The sequence below is a fragment of the Gordonia sp. NPDC003376 genome, from assembly GCF_053589235.1.
The window spans coordinates 1-16,689 of the sequence record NZ_JBSFRM010000009.1 but is presented as its reverse complement, the minus strand read 5'-3'; the positions used below and the strand labels follow the sequence as shown (position 1 = coordinate 16,689).

Here is a 16,689-nt window from a genome sequence, read left to right as displayed (position 1 = left end):
CACAAGGTTTCGACACGGGTCCTCGCTACGCTCGGTCCCGGCTCAACCACCAACCACAACCTGCGCACGCGGAGAACCCAGTTCCCCGCTCAATTACCAACAACGGCCTACGCACTCGGAGAATACGAGTCCCGGCTCGATCGCCTACTACGGTCACTCCCCGTCGAACAGGCGTTGCCAGTTCTCGCGACCGGTGAGTTCGGGGACCGCCGACCGCCACATCTCGGCGATCTCGGGTCCCCGACGCCGCAGATCCAGGCACAGGCGGGCCAGCTCACGGGCCTGCCGGACCGCGATACCCTTGTCCCGACGCCGGATTCGGACACCGGTCTGCGAGGAGTCGGTGACGACGGCCTCGGCGAAGAGGCCCACGTGCCACCACCGATTGTCGTGGGCGGAGATCGCGACGCGACCGGGGGCCAGACGCCCCAGATACTGCTTGGCCACCCGCTTGGCCAGCACCTGATCCAGCCGGTTCTGCTGCGGCTCCGGCCCTTTCACCACGATCGGCGGATCTGTGGCCAGCCCCGTCACGGCGTCCACACGCACGGTGTCGGGGTAGTCGGCCCGCAATCGGGCCAGCTCACCGAGCTTGGCCTGCCCGCCGTCATGCAGAACTGATGGCCCACTGATGAAGTCGCGCACCGCGAGCAGGAAGGTCTCCGCCAGGCCGTACTGCATCGAGACGATGTGTTGGGTGATCTCCCGGGCGACGACGCCACTGATCTGTTTCGGGTCGAACCGTCCGTGGATCGCCGACACGATCATCGCGTTGCGCCAGCTGAAGTAACGGGACCAGTCGTCGTAGTCCTTCAGGTGGAAATCCGCATGCCACACACCGGCATTGGGCAGGGTGACGGTGGGGAATCCGGCCTTGCGGGCACGGATGCCGAACTCGATGTCGTCCCACTGGAAGAACAGCGGCAACGAGAGGCCCACGGCCGACACCGCCTCGGCGGGCAGCAGACACGACCACCACCCGTTCCAACCGGCATCGGTGTGGACGTCCTGCTGTTTGGTGAGCGCGTCGAGCCCCTGCTTGCCGTTGGCACTGGGGCGCCCGGCCTTCAGCTCGTCGAGCGCCTCCCACTCACCGGTCATGTGCACCCGATAGGTCTCCGACAGCAACAGCATCTGTGAACCCACCAGCACGGGGCGGGTGGCGTTGTCGGCCATCGCCGACAACCGGATCACCGACTCCGGTTCACACAGGATGTCGTCGTCCATGACGAGGATGTCGGTGCTGCAGTCGCCGGTCCGGGTCAGGTCGTGGATACCGCGGTTGAAGCCGCCCGCCCCACCGAGATTCGGTTGGGTCACGTAGTGGAGCCGCTCGCCCAGAAGACTTTTCACGCGGTGGAACTCGTCATGGTCCTCGACTCGCCGGGTCCCCTGGTCGACGACGTGGACCGCGTCCACCAGGTCGGCGGCCGCGGCGTCTCCGCCGAGGGTGAGCAGGGTCGAGATCGCCTCGGCGGGGCGGTTGTACGTGCACATCACCACCGAGAGCTTCCGATGACGTTCCGGGGCCGGTACCGACCAGGTGACATCGGAGATCCGTGCGCCTCCGCCGATCGCGGTCAGCTCGAACCAGATCGCGCCGCCGTCGACGAATCGACCGATCTCGAGGTCCACGCTCACCACACCGGTTCCGGTGATCTCGCGCGCGTGGAGCGGACGGCGCCGCCCGCTCGCATCGGAGGCCACCAGGTCGAGCCGCAGCAGGGTCTGCGGCTCGCACTCGTGATGCAGGGTCAGCCGGACGGCGGTGACGGCGGTGTAGCGCTGCCAGTAGCTCGCGGCGAACCGACCGAAGTAGGTGTTGGTGCTCACGGCGGCACCGGGTTCGAGCTGCAGTGCGGTGCGCTCGGGCCGGATTCGGGCGAGATCGCCGTCGACGTACATGCCCGGGACCACCCGGGGATCGGGTCCGGCGAACAGTGTTCGTTGAACGGTCATCCGATGCTCGTGCTGCATGCAGGGCCTCACCTGTCGTGCGGGATCTCATCTGGCTTCCCCGTCTCGCCACGAGACTAACTCACCGCGACCCCGATGCGAGGTAGCGCAGCGCCGCCTGCGCCGCGTGGACACCGCACATCCCGTGCACACCACCGCCCGGAGGAGTGGCCGACGAGCACAGGTACACCCCGGAAACCCCAGTGGCATAAGGGTTCATCGACAACCTGGGTCGTCCGATCAAGTTCCGGAGATCATTGGGGCCGCCCCCGATGTCACCGTCGACGTGATTGGGATTGCGTCGCTGTGATTCCTGCGGCGTGGTCACATGCACCGCGACCACGCGATCGGCGAAACCTGGTGCAAATCGGTCAATCTGGGCAGTCACGGCATCGGTGACGTCTCCGGGGTACCCCGCGGGAACATGCGCATACGCCCACAGCGGGCGCAACCGCCCGGCCGCCCGGCCGGGATCGGCCAGCCACTGCTGCCCGATCAGGACGAACGGTCGCTCCGGCATCGCACCCGAGACCACCTGACGTTCGGCCTCGACGATCTCGGCCGCCGAACCGCCGAGATGAACGGTTCCGGCCCGCGCGCAACCCGTTGCGGTCCAACCGACCTCACCGTCGATCACATAGTCGACCTTGTATGCCGCGCCGACCGATCGCCGGCGCCGGTAGGCACGTCCGATTCGCCGGGGTAGCTCGTCCCCGAGGATCTCCGCCGCCGCCCCGGGCATGACGTCGAGCAGCACGAGATCGGCGTCGGGCAGGTCGGCGCGGCGTCGGATGGTCACCCCGGCCGTGATGGTGCCGCCGAGTTCGGTGAGCAGCCCGGCCATCGCCGCGGTGATGGCCGCCGATCCGCCCTCGGCGACCGGCCAACCACTGCGGTGGCCGGCGGCGACGAGCATCATCGCGACCGCCGCCGACCCCGGCCGGTCGAGCCGGGTGAAGCCGTGGGCGGCCGTGCCGATCAGCAGAGCCCGCGCCTGCGGGGTGCGCAGCGTTCGGGCGAGAGCACTGGCCGGTGCCAGTGCCCGGGCCCCGAACCGGGCGGTGGCGAACGGATGTCGGGGAACCCGGAGGACGGGACCGAGGATGTCCTGGGCGATCGCGTCGAACCGGGTCACAAGCGGGCTGACGAGGGCACGCCAGCGTCGCCCGTCGGCGCCGAGGCCGTCGACGGTGGTGTCGAGGTCGCGATACAGCAGCCCGGCGGTGCCGTCGTCGAGCGGATGAGCACAGTCGATCTCGGGCCACCGCCACCGCAGGCCGTGGCGTTCGAGGGGCAGCGTGGCGAGGAACGGCGAGGCGACGCCCAGCGGGTGGACGGCCGAACAGTGGTCGTGGCGCACGCCGGGCACCGACAGCTCACCGGTTCCGGTGGCACCGCCGATCTCGTCGGAACCTTCGATCACCTGCACCGACACCCCGGCTCGGGCCAGCCGGATCGCCGCCGACAATCCGTTGGGTCCGGACCCGACCACCACCGCCCGCGGGGTCATGCCCGGTCACCGGATGCGGAAGATGACCGCACGCTGGACGACGAAATTGATCACGGTGGCGGTGCCCTGCGCGATCACGAACGCGAACAGGCTGTACAGCAGCCCGTCCTCCCACAGCGACGACAGCCAGGCGTAGAGCCCGACGTTCACCACGAAGGTCACCGCGTACAGCACGATCACCGCGATGAAGCGTGCCGTGCTCGGCTCGGCGCGGAAGGTCCAGCGCCGGTTGATCAGGTAGGCGACGGTGGTGCCCAGTAGAAAGCCCAGCGCCTTGGACAGTGCATACGGCGCGCCGAGCGCGTACTGCAGCAGGATGGTGAGGCCGAAGTCGAGGACCGCCGACCCGGCACCGGTGACGATGAACCGGATCAGCTGGGTCTTGAGGTCGACGTCGGTCGACGCCTCCTCGTCGTCGAGGGGCAACTCCACCGGCATCGGGGCATGCCGGGTGGCGTAGTCCTCGTGATGGTGGACGGCGGGATCAACCGGATCGTGCTCGCGGCCTGGGTCAGACACCCTGCCACCCTAGTCGACCCGATGACGGTGATGATCCCGGTGCCGTCAGAACTCCTCTTCGACGTCGGAGTCGCGGGCCGCCTTCTCGCCTCGGTCGAGGCTCTCCAGCGCGGTCATGTCATCGGCGTCGAAGGTGAAGTCGAACAGGTCGATGTTCTCGCGCTGGCGTCCCTTGTGTGAGGACTTCGGCACCACACCGATCCCCTGCTGCACCGCCCACCGCAACGCGATCTGGGTGGGCGATTTGCCGTATTTGCGTGCAAGCCGGATGATCTCGGCGTCACCGAGCATGGCTTCCTTGCGCCCGGTGGGGTGCCAGGCCTGCGCGTGAATTCCCCTCGCTTCCATGAACTCCCGAACCTCGGGGCGCGCCAGCGCCGGCGAGCACTGGATCTGGTTGATCGCGGGCCAGCGGCCGGTGGCGTCGTAGAGCGCCTGCAGGTGGCCGATCTTGAAATTCGACACCCCTGCGGTGCGGATGAAGCCCTCGTCGGCGAGCGTCAGCAACGCATTCCAGGAATCGACCATGCGGCCGAGGCTCGGACACGGCCAGTGGATGAGGTAGACGTCGATGTAGGACACGCCGAGTCGGCGGGCGCTCTCCTTGGCCGCGTTGATCGCCTCGTCGAATCCCTGGTCCCCGCCGCCGAGTTTGGTCTGCACGATCATGTCGGCGCGGTCGATACCGGATTCTTCTATGCCGATTCCGACGCTGCGTTCGTTGGCATAGCGCGAGGCCGTGTCGAGCATCCGGTATCCGACCCGGATCGCATGCGAAACAGCTTGCGCACAAGGCATTCCCAGCATGTCGAAGGTCCCGAGGCCGACCAGCGGCAGGGCTTGGCCCGAGGTGAGGTCGACTGTCGGGGTCTGCACTCGTCAAGAATAGTGGGGAATTCGATATCTCCGCCCGGGAAACGGGGTATCCACCGGCCGATTCCCCGAATCCGACCATCGTTCGCAGAACAAAAGAATACAGTTGCGAGATGGGCTCGCCCGCATCACGTACCGTCCGTTTCCGCATCGCGGCCGCCGCGATCGCCACCGCGGTGACCGGCGCACTGCTCGGCGTCGACGCCCCGACGCGCGCCGACTCCCCACCGCCGACGCCGGCCCCGATCTGGTCGGGACTCGACGCCCGGGACCACTCGGGCCCGATCGGCGCGCCGGGAACCGTGCTCGCCCAGACCCCACTCGATCCGGCGGTGAGCCTGCCGCAGGCCGGCCACGCCTACCGCGTGCTGTACGCCACCCGCGACATCCACGATCGGCCTGCGGTGAGCACCGGCGCGGTGTTCCTGCCGCGCACCCCGGCCCCGCCCGGCGGATACCCGGTGATCGCGTGGGCTCACGGAACCACCGGTCTGGGTGACGACTGCACCCCGTCCGCGCTGCCCCGCTCCGCCCGGGACGCCACCTACCTCGGGCACTGGCTCGACCAGGGATACGCGATCGTCGCCACGGACTACGTCGGACTCGGCACACCCGGACCGATGGACTACCTGAACGGGAAGGTGGAGGCGCACTCGGTGGTGCACTCGGTGCTCGCCGCCCACCGCATGCAGTTGGCCGCACCGTTGTCACCCAGGTGGGCGATCGTCGGGCAATCGCAGGGCGCGGGCGCCGCCCTCAGTGCCGCACATGCCGCCACCGCGTTGTCGGCGGGCAGCGGACTGGACTACCGGGGCGTCGTCGCCACCGGGACACCGGCGAACATCGAGCAGGTGGTGGCCCTGGGACTGCCGGCCCCGGTCGCGCTGCCGACATCGCTCACCGTCTACACCACCTACATCTTCGCCGGTTTCGCCGACGCCCGGCCCGATCTGCACCCCGAGCGGGTGCTGACCCCCGCCGGACGGCGGCTCGTGGAGAAGGCCCGCACCCTCTGCTATCCGGAGATGTCGTCGGCGGTGCAGGGTGTGCGGCTCGATCAGTTCCTGTCCGCGCCGGTCGGCAGCATCCCGGACGCGCGGGCGGCGCTCACCGAGTACATGGGTACGCCGTTCAGCGGGTACGACCGTCCGATCTTCCTCGGCCAGGGCCTGCTCGACACCGACGTGCCCGCACCGTCGGCGCTGTCGCTGTACGCACAGATGAAGGCGAACAACCAGCCGGTCACCCTGCGCGTCTATCCCGACAAAGACCACTCGGGGACGGTGCTGGCGTCGATGGCCGACTCCACCCCGTGGCTGGCGGCCCTGATGCGCTGACCCTGACCCGCGCGAGGACTCCCGGTCTGCGACGCCGGCCTCTGCGACACCCACGCCGGGACACCCCCACGCCGGGGACACGAATCGCACCAGATACGGGCACGGATCAGGCTTAACTTCAGCCACAGACTTTTCTAGGCTTCGCCTCATGTTCAACGCTGTCCGTCGTGGCCGACATCGGCTGCTCGTCGTCTCCCTGTTGCTCTTGCTCGGCGTGGCCGTGGCGACCCCGGTCGCCCGTGCCGACGACGAGGTGGTCGTGGGCATCCCGAACTGGTCCGGCCTCGACGTCACCGAGTACTCGGGCGCGATCCCGGCCAAGGCCGGCACGCTGATGGCGAAGGTGCCACTGGCACAGTCGCTGACCCTGCCCGCCGCGAGCTCGGCCTACCGGGTGCAGTTCTCCACGGTCGACCAGCACGACGAGAAGGCCACCAGCACGGGTGCGATCTTCGTGCCCAAGGGCACCGCACCGGCCGGCGGCTGGCCGGTGATCTCCTGGGCGCACGGCACCGTCGGCATGAACGACGACTGCACCCCGTCGGCGTTCCCCCGCAGCGCCCGCGACGTCGAGTACCTCGGCCACTGGCTGGATCAGGGCTATGCCGTCGTCGCCGCCGACTACGTCGGACTGGGCACCCCCGGCCTGATGGCCTACCTGAACGGCAAGGCCGCCGCGCACTCGATCGTCGACATCGTCGTCGCCTCGCAGCAGGCCGGACTCCCGTTGGGCAAGAAGTGGGCCATCATCGGCCAGTCGCAGGGTGCGGCCGCCGCACTCAACGGCGCCCGGTATGCCACCGAGTTCAGCCGCGGATCGGGCCTGGACTACCGCGGTGTGGTCGCCACCGGTATCCCGGCCAACCTGGAGTACCTGTACCAGAACCTGGGCCCGCAGGTCCCGCCGTTCGCCCTGCCGGGAAGCCTCAACGCCTACACCGCGTTCATCCTCGCGGGCTTCGACGAGACCCGCCCGGATCTCAAGGTCACCTCGGTGCTGAACACGAAGGGCCTCGAGCGCCTGGAACAGGGTCGCACCACCTGCTACCCGATCCTCAAGCAGCAGCTCAGCGGTGACGAGGTGAACACCTGGTTCAGCAAGCCGCTGATGTCGATCCCGGGTGCCGCCCCGGCCCTGCGCGAGTACATGCAGACGCCGTACAAGGGTTACGACCGTCCGATCTTCCTCGGCCAGGGCCTCAAGGACGCCGACGTCCCGGCACCGTCGGCGTTGTCGCTGTACGCGCAGATGAAGGCCAACAACCAGCCGGTCACCCTGCACGTGTATCCGGAGGAGGACCACTCGGGTGCGGTGCTGGCGTCGGTGCCCGACTCCACCCCGTGGCTCGCGAAGATCATGCGCTGATCTCGCCCACCCACCGGTGAGTACGTGGGATTCTGGGGCCGATGACTCCTGAACGGATCGCTCCGGAATCCCACGACGACATCATCATCGGTGCCGGACACAACGGCCTGACCGCCGCCACCTATCTGGCGCGGGCAGGCCGTTCTGTCCTGGTGCTGGAGGCGGCCGATCATGTCGGTGGTGCAGCCGTGTCGGCGATGCCCTTCCCCGGGCTGCCGGCCCGGCTGTCGCGCTATTCGTACCTGGTGTCGCTGCTCCCCCGACAGATCATCACCGACCTCGACCTCGACATCACCCTGGTGCGGCGCCGCTTCTCCTCCTACACGCCTGTGCCCGGCGATCCGGGACGTGGGCTGCTCGTCGACACCGCCGACCCGGAAGCCACCGCCGCGGCGTTCCGTGCAGTCACCGGGTCGGACGCCGATTTCGATGCATGGCAGCGTTTCTACGACCGCATGGGCGCGATCGCCCGACGCGTCTTCCCCAGCCTGCTGGAGCCGTTGCGCAGCGTCGAGCAGATGCGAGAACTCGTCGTCGGCGAAGACCCGAGCGATGTGGATTCGAGTACCGCCGACCTGTGGGACCAGCTGATCGAGCGGCCGTTGGGTGAGCTGATCGAGAAGTACTTCGACGACGACGTCGTCCGCGGGATCGTCGCGACCGACGCACTGATCGGCACCTTCGCCGACCTGCACGATCCGTCTCTGCGGCAGAACATCTGCTTTCTGTACCACCTGGTCGGCGGCGGGACCGGCGATTGGGATGTCCCCGTCGGCGGGATGGGCGCGGTGTCGGGGGCGTTGTATCAGGCGGCGGTGGCGGCCGGCGCCGAGATCCGCACCGGCGCACGGGTGATCGGCGTCGACCCGGCCGACGGTACCGTCGAGTACGTTGTCGGGGGTACCCGGCAACGCATCGGGAGCGCCCGCGGCGCAGTGCTCTACGGCGCATGCGCGCCGGCTGTGCTCAACACCATGCTCGACGCCCCGATCGACACCGAACCGGCACCGCAGGGTGCCCAGCTGAAGATCAATCTGCTGCTCGACCGGCTGCCCGGGCTACGCGATCGGTCGGTGGCGCCGGAGGCCGCGTTCTCGGGGACGTTCCACATCAACGAGTCGTACGCCCAGTTGCGGGCGGCGTGGGAGCAGGCGCGGCGCGACGAGGTGCCCGACGTCCCGCCGTGTGAGATCTACTGTCACACCCTGTCCGACCGCACCATCCTGGGACCCGAACTCGACGGCAAACACACCCTGACCCTGTTCGGGCTCCATCTGCCTCCCGAGGTGTTCGCCGCACCCGGTGCCGTGCAGCACGCCGTCGACGCCACCCTGCGGTCTTTGGATTCGGTTCTGGCCGAACCTATTTCGTCGGTGATCGCCACCGACGCACACGGCAACGCGTGCCTGGAGGCCAAGACCCCACTCGATCTCGAATCGACGCTGGGCCTACCCGGCGGCAACATCTTCCACCGCTCCCTGCAGTGGCCATGGGCCGAGGCCGACGCCGAGGTGGGAACGTGGGGCGTCGAGACCCGACATCCCCGCCTGCTCTTGTGTGGAGCCGGAGCTCGACGCGGTGGCGGGGTCAGCGGCATTCCCGGCCGCAATGCCGCGATGGCCGCGTTGGGCTGACCTCGCGTCGAACCGAGCCCCGCTCACGGGTTCCGGCGTACCGATTTCCTTCCCGCTCATCGGAGCCGACAAGCGGGAAGGAACCGGGTACGCGGGAAACGTGGGGTCGCTACTCGGCGGGCGCCGACAAGACCGGCTCGCTGGGCTCGGGCGCGGGCTCGGCAGCCTCGGCGGTCTCCGCCGCGGTTTCCTCAGCCGCGGTTTCCTCAGCCGCGGTTTCCTCGGGCTCGGTCACCCCGGGCTCGGTCACCCCGGGCTCGGATACCTCGGGCGCGGCGACCTCAGGCGCGGTCACCTCGGGCTCGGCGCTCGGGGTCGTGTCATCGGAGTCGGTGGCCGCCGGCGTCTCGACGGTCGAACCGCCGGTGTCGGCGACGACGCCGTCGGACACGCTCTCGGCGCCGGCCACGGCCGGAGCACTTGCCAGTCTGGCCGACGTCGTGGTCGACGTGGAGAACAGGTCGGTGCCGATGTCGGGTCCGTCCGGCCCGAACGACACTCGGATCAGGTCCTGGTCGAACTTCGGGATGAACTGTCCCGCAAGGAGAGCGGCGACATCCTCGGGGATGCCCAGGGCTTCGGCGATCGTGGCGATGGAGCCGGCAAGTGAATCCGAGAGCGGCGACACGAGCACCACCGAGAACGGATTCTTGATCGCGTACACCTCCGGACCGTCACCGTGCTGGTACTTCTGGAAGATGAACAGCACGCTCGTGCAGGAGTCGATGTTGTTTCCGCCTCGCGACACACTCGCCGTCGCGTACACCGCGGTGCAGATCGCCTGCCCGCCGTCGATCGGATTCCACAGGGCACTCGCGATGCCACCCAGTGCCGTCGCCTCCGCGGTCACGGTCCCGCCGATCGGGATCAGATCACCCAACACATCGACGATGACGATGCCGCCGGGCAACGCAGTGGCATTGGCGGTCCCCGGCCCCGCGGTGAGCGCCAGCGCCAGGCCCAAGAGGTTGGCGTCGGCGTTACTGGTGCCGCCCAGTCCCGCGACCGCGATGGCGCCGCTGACGTGGTTCTGCGCGTTCGCAGTGGCGGTGCCGCCCAGTGCGACCAGTGCCGAGGCGTAGCCGGTGCCTTCGATCGTGGCGTACGCCGAGGGACCCACACCGAGGACGGCCGTCGTCGCGTTCGCCCCGTTGAACGTAGACAACCGCACCGGCAGATCCGGTGCGAATACGCCGATGAGCCCGTCGGCAACCTGCGCGACGATCGAGGGAGACGACCCGGTGCAATCCGCGAGCACCTCCGAGAACAGGAACGTACCGCCCCGGACCTCGGCATCCCCCGCATCACATCCTGCCGAATAGCCATTGACCGTCGGCACCAGCGCCGCTTGCGCGGCCGAGTTGGTTGCTCCGACGGCGAGCGCTGTGGTCGCTGCGGCGGCCACCAGCACTCCCGCGGCGCGGCGCCGTCCTCGTCGTCGGTTCCTGCGGGTGATCGGTGTCGACATGGCAGCTCCCTCTCAGAAGAATGTGACGCACATAACAGGCGAAACAGTAATAGCGGACGCCCACGTCCACGCCGGATTCGCCGTTCTGAACCGAGAGTTCGCCGACGGTTCCCTCGGCGGGAGGGCATTCCGCCGATGACCCACACCGGCAGGGTCGTGAGCGCCCTCACCCCCGCCCGATCAACCCCCGGGCACCGTCGCTACGAGCGGGTAGCATCTTGGCCGATGTCTACAGAAGAGCTCTTGCCGATCACCACGCGCACCCTCGTGGGATGGTCTCGCACCACCCCGATCGAAGGACACGTGCTCTCCACGCCGTACCCCGAGGTCATCGCCGACGCGGTCGCGCGGGTCGCCGACAGCAACGCCGACAAGCCCGACTACCTCAAGCGCGGCGTCATCGCCCGCGGCCTGGGCCGGTCGTACAACGAGTCGGCACAGAACTCCGGTGGCCTCACGATCGACATGACGCCCTTGACCCGCATCCACTCCATCGACGACGAGACAGGCATCGTCGACGTCGACGCCGGTCTGTCGCTGGATGCGCTGATGATGGCCGCTCTGCCCCACGGGCTGTGGGTGCCGGTGCTGCCCGGAACCCGGCAGGTCACCGTCGGCGGCGCGATCGCCCACGACATCCACGGCAAGAACCACCACAGCGCCGGCAGCTTCGGCAATCACGTCGTCGAGCTGCAGTTGCTCGTCGCCGACGGCCGCATCCTGACCCTGCGCCCGGACGGATCGCCCGACGACGCCGACGGCTCGCTGTTCTGGGCGACCGTCGCCGGTATCGGCCTGACCGGTATCGTGCTCCGCGCCAGGATCCAGATGAAGCGCACCGAGTCCGCCTTCTTCCTGGCCGACTCGTTCGTCACGAACAACCTCGACGAGACCATCGCCCTGCACCTCGAGCAGCGCTACGAGGACGGCTACGAGTACGCCTCGGGGTGGTTCGACACGATCAGCGGCGGCGCCAAACTCGGCCGTGGTTCGTTCAGTCGCGGAGATCTCGCGAGCTTCGACGAACTGCCGGCGAAGTACCAGAAGGATCCGCTGAGCTTCAACAACAAGCCGCTGATCAGTCTGCCGAACGTCTTCCCGCGGGGTCTGGCCAACAAGCTCGACTTCATGCTGGTCGGCGAGTTCTACTACCGGCTCGGCTCCAACTCGCAGGGCAAGATCAAGAATCTGGCGCAGTTCTATCACATGCTCGACATCATCGGTGAGTGGAACAACGCCTACGGGCGCGGCGGCGGGTTCACCCAGTACCAGTTCATCGTCCCGACCGGGAACGAGACCGAGTTCAAGCAGCTCATCGTCGACATCCAGGCGTCGGGGCACGTCAGCTTCCTCAACGTGATCAAGCTGTTCGGCGAGGGCAACAAGGCCCCGCTCAGCTTCCCGTTCGCGGGCTGGAATGTCTGCCTGGACTTCCCGGTCAAGCGCGGGCTGGCCGAGTTCCTCAACGAGCTCGACCGCCGGGTGATGGAGATGGGCGGCCGCCTGTACACCGCGAAGGACTCGCGGACCTCGGCGGCGAGCTTCCACACGATGTACCCGCAGATCGACGCCTGGATCGCCAAGCGCCGCGAGATCGACCCCACCGGGGTGTTCATGTCCGACATGGCACGCCGTCTCGAACTCGCCTGACGCGCAACCGAAATCCGCTCTTCTCCCTGAACAGACAGGACCACCATGCTCAACGCCGTAGGCGCCCCGCAATCGATCCTCATCCTCGGCGGCAGCTCCGAGATCGGCCTGGCCATCGCCGCCGAGTACCTCAAGCGCGGACCGGCCCGCGTGGTGCTGGCCGCCGTCCCCGGTGATCCCGCCGTCGACGCCGCCTCCGCCACCATCAAGCAGGCCGGTGCCACCGACGTCGAGGTCATCGATTTCGACGCGCTGGCCCCCGACACCCACCCGGCCGTCATCGAGAAGGCCTTCGCGAACGGTGACATCGACGTCGCGATCGTCGCCGCCGGTGTGCAGTTCGACGACGAGGCCGTGTGGCAGGACCAGGCCAAGGCCGTCACCGAGGTGACCATCAACTACACCGCCGCGGTGAGTGTCGGCGTGCTGCTCGGCGAGAAGCTGCGCAAGCAGGGCCACGGCCAGATCATCGCGATGAGTTCGGTTGCCGGTGAACGGGTCCGGCGTTCCAACTTCCTGTACGGCTCCACCAAGGCCGGCCTCGACGGTTTCTACCTCGGTCTCGGTGAGGCGCTGGCCGCCGACGGCATCGGTGTCCTCGTGGTGCGTCCGGGCCAGGTCCGTACCCGACTGTCGGCGCATGTGGCCGAGGCCCCGCTGACGGTGAACAAGGAGGATGTGGGTCGCCTGGCCGTCGCCGCCGCCGATGCACACAAGGAGATCGTCTGGGTGCCCGGCACGTTCCGCTACATCATGATGGTGCTGCGGCACATCCCGCGGAAGGTGTTCCGGAAGCTCCCGGTGTGATCAGGTGAACTCCACGGTGACCCGGCGCGGCGTCGACCCGCGTCTGACCACGCTGCTCGAACTCGCCGCCGCCGTCGTCGTCGCCGCGATCATCGGCCTCGTCGGCGTCAAGGTGATCGACACCGTCCAGTGGCCGGCGTTCAACTCGTCCAATGTGACGCGCGCGCTGACCACCGTCGGGCAGGTCATCGCGATCGCATTCCTGCTGGTCGCGGCGATCGCCTACCGGTACGGGCGCAGTCGCTGGATCACCACCCTGTGTTCGACGATCGGCGTGGCCGGCCTGGTCACCGTGACCCTGGGGATGCCGTTGGGTGCCACCCGGCTGTACCTGTTCGGGTTGTCGGTGGACCAGCAGTTCCGCACCGAATACCTGACCCGGTTGACGTCGAGTCCACGGCTGGCCGACATGACCTACATCGATCTGGCGCCCTACTACCCGGCGGGCTGGTTCTGGTGGGGCGGACGCTACGCCGCGGCCACCGGCGTGCCCGGCTGGGAGGCCTACAAGCCGTGGGCGATCCTGACCATCACCATCGCCGCGGCGGTGGGCGTGGTGCTGTGGAACCGCATGGTCGGCGGCGATCGGGGTGCGGCGATCGCCCTCGCGGTCACCGTGACCACCCTGATGTATGCCTCGCCCGAACCGTATGCGGCGGTGCTGGTGTTGATCGGCATCCCGATGACGATCCCGATGATGTACGCGCTGCGCGGCCGGTCGCGACTGGCCGACGGTCCGACGGCTTCGCTCGCCGCGGGTACGAGCTGGGTGTCGGTGGTGGCGGTCGGCTTGATGTTGGGTCTGTGTGCCACCTTCTACACCCTCTATGCCGGCCTGTTCGCGGGTATCGCCGTACTCATGGCGCTGGTGCTGATCGTGGAGGCCTGGCGGCGGGCCGGGAACAAGGCCGTACCCGGCGATACGGTGACCCGGACCCGACGCCTCGCGGTGCTCGCGGTGCTCGTCCGGCTGATCGCGATGGCCGGGGTCGCCATGGTTGTTGCGGCCCTGGTGTGGGCGCCGTATGTGCTCGACCGGCTGCGTAATGCCCCGGCAAGTGGCGGGACCGCCGAGCACTATCTGCCCGAACGTGGTGCGCTGCTGCCTCTTCCGATGTTCCAGACCAACCTGATCGGGTTGATCACGCTGATCGGCCTGATCTGGATTCTGCTGCGGTTCCGGACCCGAACCATCGCGCTGGCCTTCGGGATCGCGGTGGTCGGCATCTACGTGTTCTGCCTGCTCTCGATGATCCGTACCGCCACCGGCTCGACGCTGCTGAGCTTCCGGGTCGACCCCATTCTGGTCGGTATCCTTGCCGCCGCAGGCGTGTTCGGGGTGGCCGAGCTGGCACGATGGGCGGTCGGGAGATTCGGGGACATCCGGTTCGTGATCGGTGCGGTGGCCACCGCCGCGGCGATCACCCTGGCCCAGGGCATCCCCGGGTACCTGTCGCACGAGATCACCACGGCCTACACCGACACCGACGGCTACGGGAAGCGTGCCGATCAGCGGCCGGCCGGCGCGGAGTCGTTCTATCCGCAACTGCGGAATCTGATCGAACAACAGACCGGGCGTCCCGACACCGAGAACATCGTGCTCACCGCCGACTACGGCTTCCTGTCGATCTACCCGTTCTGGGGGTTCCAGGGACTCACCTCGCACTACGCGAACCCGTTGGCCGAGTTCGACAAACGTGCCGCGACCATCGCGAGGTGGTCGGAGTCGACCAGCGCCGACGACCTGATCGACCGGATCGACCACTCGCCGTGGCCGGCACCGAATGTGTTCCTGTTCCGGTATGCCGCCGACGGATACACCCTGCGGCTGGCCGAGGACGTCTACCCCAACGACCCGAACGTGAAGCGCTACACCGTCACCTTCGATCGCACCCTGTTCGACGACCCCCGGTTCGAGGTCACCGAGGTCGGCCCGTTCGTCCTGGTTGTCCGGAAGTAGGTCTTGCTGTGTCCCGCAACGATTTCGAGATCAGTTCGGTGACCGGTGCGTCGTCGACGGCCTACCTGGTGTCGACGCCTGCGGTGAACTGGGTGATCCTGCAGGATACTTCGGGGCTGACCCTGATCGACGGCGGCTATCCCGGGCAGGCCGGCGCGGTGGTGGAGTCGATCTGGCGGATCGGCGGGACACCGTCGGACATCCGTGGGGCGTTGCTCACTCACGCACATGTCGACCACCTCGGCGGGCTCGCGAAACTGGCAGAGCAGCATGGTTTCCCGGTGTACGCCGATCCGGATGAGGTGGGTCATGCCCGTCGTGACTACCTGCAGCAGGCCACCCCCGCCGGAATCGCGGCGATCGCCTATCGACCCCGCGTGCTGAGGTGGCTGGCGATGGTCACCCCGCTCGGTGTGCTGAGTCACGCCGGGATCGACGCCACGCAGCCCTTTCCCGACCCGCTCGACCTGCCCGGAGCCCCGAGTCCGGTGGCCGCACACGGCCATACCGACGGCCACAGCGCCTACCTCGTCGCCGACGGCCAGGTGTTGGTGTCGGGGGATGCACTGGTCAGCGACCACCCGATCTCGGCGGTGTCGGGGTGTCAGTGCCTTCCGGATGTGTTCCAACACGACATGCCCACCGCTCGCCGCACCATCGAGGAGTTCACCCGACTCGATGCCATTGTCCTGTTCCCCGGTCACGGACCGCGGGTGGACGGATCAGTCGCGGAGATGGCCCGCACGGCCCTGAACCGCTGAGCCCGACTACTGATCGAACATCAACTCTCCGTTGATAGTTGAGCCGACGAGGAGCGAAGCGACAAGTCGAGTCGAAACCTCCGCCGGCCGACCTCGCCAACACACCCACCTCCGAGGTGGTCACGCTCCCACCGCCGGCTACAGAGATTTCGACACAGGTCCTCGCGATGCTCGGTCCCGGCTCAATCAGCTTGTGGCCATTGCTGGTTGAGCCGACGAGGAGCGAAGCGACGAGACGTGTCGAAACCTCAGACGGCCGACCTCGCCAACGTGACCCCTGAGGTTCCCCAGTTTGAGTGGACACCCGAGGTAGTGGGGCTACGGGTCCTGCTGGAAGGATGTCACTATGTCCAGGACGCGTCGGTCGTTTACGCCTGAGTTCAAGGCGGAGGCTGCTCGTCGGGTGATTGATGGCGGCCGCCCGATCTCTGAGGTCGCTCGTGAGTTGAACGTGCATGAGAATCTGTTGGGCAAATGGGTTCGCGCCGAACGCATTCGCGACGGAGTGATCACCGAGGGGCGGGCAGCTCCGCCGGATGGTGAGCTCAGCGCCGGTGAGCGCGCGGAGCTGGTGCGATTACGTGCCGAGACCGCTGAGAAGGACCGCGACATTGCGTTCCTGAAAAAAGTCTCGGCGTACTTTGCGGCACAGCAACACCGGTGAGCTGTTATGAACTCATCGCCGCGGAGTGCGCCGGCCATGACATCACTGATCTTGTTGAGTTGATCGGTGTTTCACGCTCACGATACTACGCTTGGGCAGGTCGTCAGCGGCGTGGTGAACCGACGGCGCGGCAGCAGCGTCGCCGTGATCTCGAAGTCAAGATCTTGGCTCACTGGAAGAGATC

Annotated in this window: 14 protein-coding genes; 9 read left to right on the top strand and 5 right to left on the bottom strand. The window is 67.8% G+C overall.

What is annotated here, in order from left to right; genetic code table 11:
• Positions 1–153: 153 nt before the first annotated feature.
• The 4 genes from ACWDUA_RS11265 to ACWDUA_RS11250 all read right to left on the bottom strand — a co-directional run bounded on the left by ACWDUA_RS11265 (position 154) and on the right by ACWDUA_RS11250 (position 4,861).
• Complete coding sequence (locus tag ACWDUA_RS11265; protein ID WP_449751101.1) at positions 154–1,959, bottom strand: glycosyltransferase; 1,806 nt, start codon at positions 1,957–1,959, stop codon at positions 154–156.
• A 79-nt stretch (positions 1,960–2,038) separates the two neighbouring features.
• Positions 2,039–3,466, bottom strand: a complete 1,428-nt coding sequence (locus ACWDUA_RS11260) for a phytoene desaturase family protein (RefSeq protein ID WP_449751100.1) — start codon at positions 3,464–3,466, stop codon at positions 2,039–2,041.
• 6 nt (positions 3,467–3,472) lie between these two features.
• The gene (locus ACWDUA_RS11255) at positions 3,473–3,904 is read right to left on the bottom strand and encodes a GtrA family protein (protein WP_449751246.1); all 432 of its coding nucleotides are present in this window, start codon (positions 3,902–3,904) and stop codon (positions 3,473–3,475) included.
• A 126-nt stretch (positions 3,905–4,030) separates the two neighbouring features.
• Positions 4,031–4,861 (bottom strand): aldo/keto reductase, encoded by an 831-nt coding sequence (locus ACWDUA_RS11250; protein ID WP_449751099.1) that lies wholly within the window; start codon positions 4,859–4,861, stop codon positions 4,031–4,033.
• 110 nt (positions 4,862–4,971) lie between these two features.
• Here ACWDUA_RS11250 and ACWDUA_RS11245 point away from each other — a divergent pair, with 110 nt between their 5' ends.
• The 3 genes from ACWDUA_RS11245 (at position 4,972) to ACWDUA_RS11235 (ending at position 9,195) form a co-directional block, all read left to right on the top strand.
• Entirely contained in the window at positions 4,972–6,195 is a 1,224-nt protein-coding gene (locus tag ACWDUA_RS11245; RefSeq protein ID WP_449751098.1) for a lipase family protein, read from the top strand.
• A 148-nt stretch (positions 6,196–6,343) separates the two neighbouring features.
• Positions 6,344–7,561, top strand: coding sequence for an alpha/beta hydrolase family protein (locus ACWDUA_RS11240; RefSeq protein ID WP_449751097.1), 1,218 nt, complete (start codon positions 6,344–6,346; stop codon positions 7,559–7,561).
• A 41-nt stretch (positions 7,562–7,602) separates the two neighbouring features.
• On the top strand, positions 7,603–9,195 hold the full coding sequence (locus ACWDUA_RS11235; RefSeq protein ID WP_449751096.1) for a phytoene desaturase family protein: 1,593 nt from the start codon (positions 7,603–7,605) through the stop codon (positions 9,193–9,195).
• A gap of 109 nt (positions 9,196–9,304) precedes the next feature.
• Here ACWDUA_RS11235 and ACWDUA_RS11230 read toward each other — a convergent pair whose 3' ends face one another.
• Complete coding sequence (locus ACWDUA_RS11230) at positions 9,305–10,663, bottom strand: hypothetical protein (RefSeq protein ID WP_449751095.1); 1,359 nt, start codon at positions 10,661–10,663, stop codon at positions 9,305–9,307.
• A gap of 225 nt (positions 10,664–10,888) precedes the next feature.
• On the opposite strand from ACWDUA_RS11230, the gene ACWDUA_RS11225 reads away from it, so the two are divergent.
• From ACWDUA_RS11225 to ACWDUA_RS11200, 6 genes are all read left to right on the top strand, one after another.
• Positions 10,889–12,313, top strand: coding sequence for an FAD-binding protein (locus tag ACWDUA_RS11225; RefSeq protein WP_449751094.1), 1,425 nt, complete (start codon positions 10,889–10,891; stop codon positions 12,311–12,313).
• A gap of 45 nt (positions 12,314–12,358) precedes the next feature.
• Positions 12,359–13,120: a decaprenylphospho-beta-D-erythro-pentofuranosid-2-ulose 2-reductase gene (locus tag ACWDUA_RS11220; RefSeq protein ID WP_020791467.1), complete on the top strand. Its 762-nt coding sequence runs from the start codon at positions 12,359–12,361 to the stop codon at positions 13,118–13,120.
• A gap of 4 nt (positions 13,121–13,124) precedes the next feature.
• Complete coding sequence (locus tag ACWDUA_RS11215; protein ID WP_449751093.1) at positions 13,125–15,080, top strand: galactan 5-O-arabinofuranosyltransferase; 1,956 nt, start codon at positions 13,125–13,127, stop codon at positions 15,078–15,080.
• Positions 15,081–15,088: 8 nt separating this feature from the next.
• A complete protein-coding gene (locus ACWDUA_RS11210) occupies positions 15,089–15,841 on the top strand; it encodes an MBL fold metallo-hydrolase (protein ID WP_449751092.1) in 753 nt (250 codons plus the stop codon).
• A gap of 346 nt (positions 15,842–16,187) precedes the next feature.
• Entirely contained in the window at positions 16,188–16,505 is a 318-nt protein-coding gene (locus tag ACWDUA_RS11205; protein ID WP_449751091.1) for a transposase, read from the top strand.
• A partial coding sequence (locus ACWDUA_RS11200) for a hypothetical protein (RefSeq protein WP_449751260.1) occupies positions 16,502–16,689 on the top strand: 188 nt, incomplete at its 3' end. The genes ACWDUA_RS11205 and ACWDUA_RS11200, both read left to right, overlap by 4 nt.

Coding starts and splice junctions, on each gene's coding strand:
- ACWDUA_RS11265 (WP_449751101.1), bottom strand. CDS start 1,959: ATGACCGTTCAACGAACACTGTTCGCCGGACCCGATCCCCGGGTGGTC.
- ACWDUA_RS11260 (WP_449751100.1), bottom strand. CDS start 3,466: ATGACCCCGCGGGCGGTGGTGGTCGGGTCCGGACCCAACGGATTGTCG.
- ACWDUA_RS11240 (WP_449751097.1), top strand. CDS start 6,344: ATGTTCAACGCTGTCCGTCGTGGCCGACATCGGCTGCTCGTCGTCTCC.
- ACWDUA_RS11235 (WP_449751096.1), top strand. CDS start 7,603: ATGACTCCTGAACGGATCGCTCCGGAATCCCACGACGACATCATCATC.
- ACWDUA_RS11225 (WP_449751094.1), top strand. CDS start 10,889: ATGTCTACAGAAGAGCTCTTGCCGATCACCACGCGCACCCTCGTGGGA.
- ACWDUA_RS11255 (WP_449751246.1), bottom strand. CDS start 3,904: ATGCCGGTGGAGTTGCCCCTCGACGACGAGGAGGCGTCGACCGACGTC.
- ACWDUA_RS11245 (WP_449751098.1), top strand. CDS start 4,972: ATGGGCTCGCCCGCATCACGTACCGTCCGTTTCCGCATCGCGGCCGCC.
- ACWDUA_RS11230 (WP_449751095.1), bottom strand. CDS start 10,663: ATGTCGACACCGATCACCCGCAGGAACCGACGACGAGGACGGCGCCGC.
- ACWDUA_RS11220 (WP_020791467.1), top strand. CDS start 12,359: ATGCTCAACGCCGTAGGCGCCCCGCAATCGATCCTCATCCTCGGCGGC.
- ACWDUA_RS11205 (WP_449751091.1), top strand. CDS start 16,188: ATGTCCAGGACGCGTCGGTCGTTTACGCCTGAGTTCAAGGCGGAGGCT.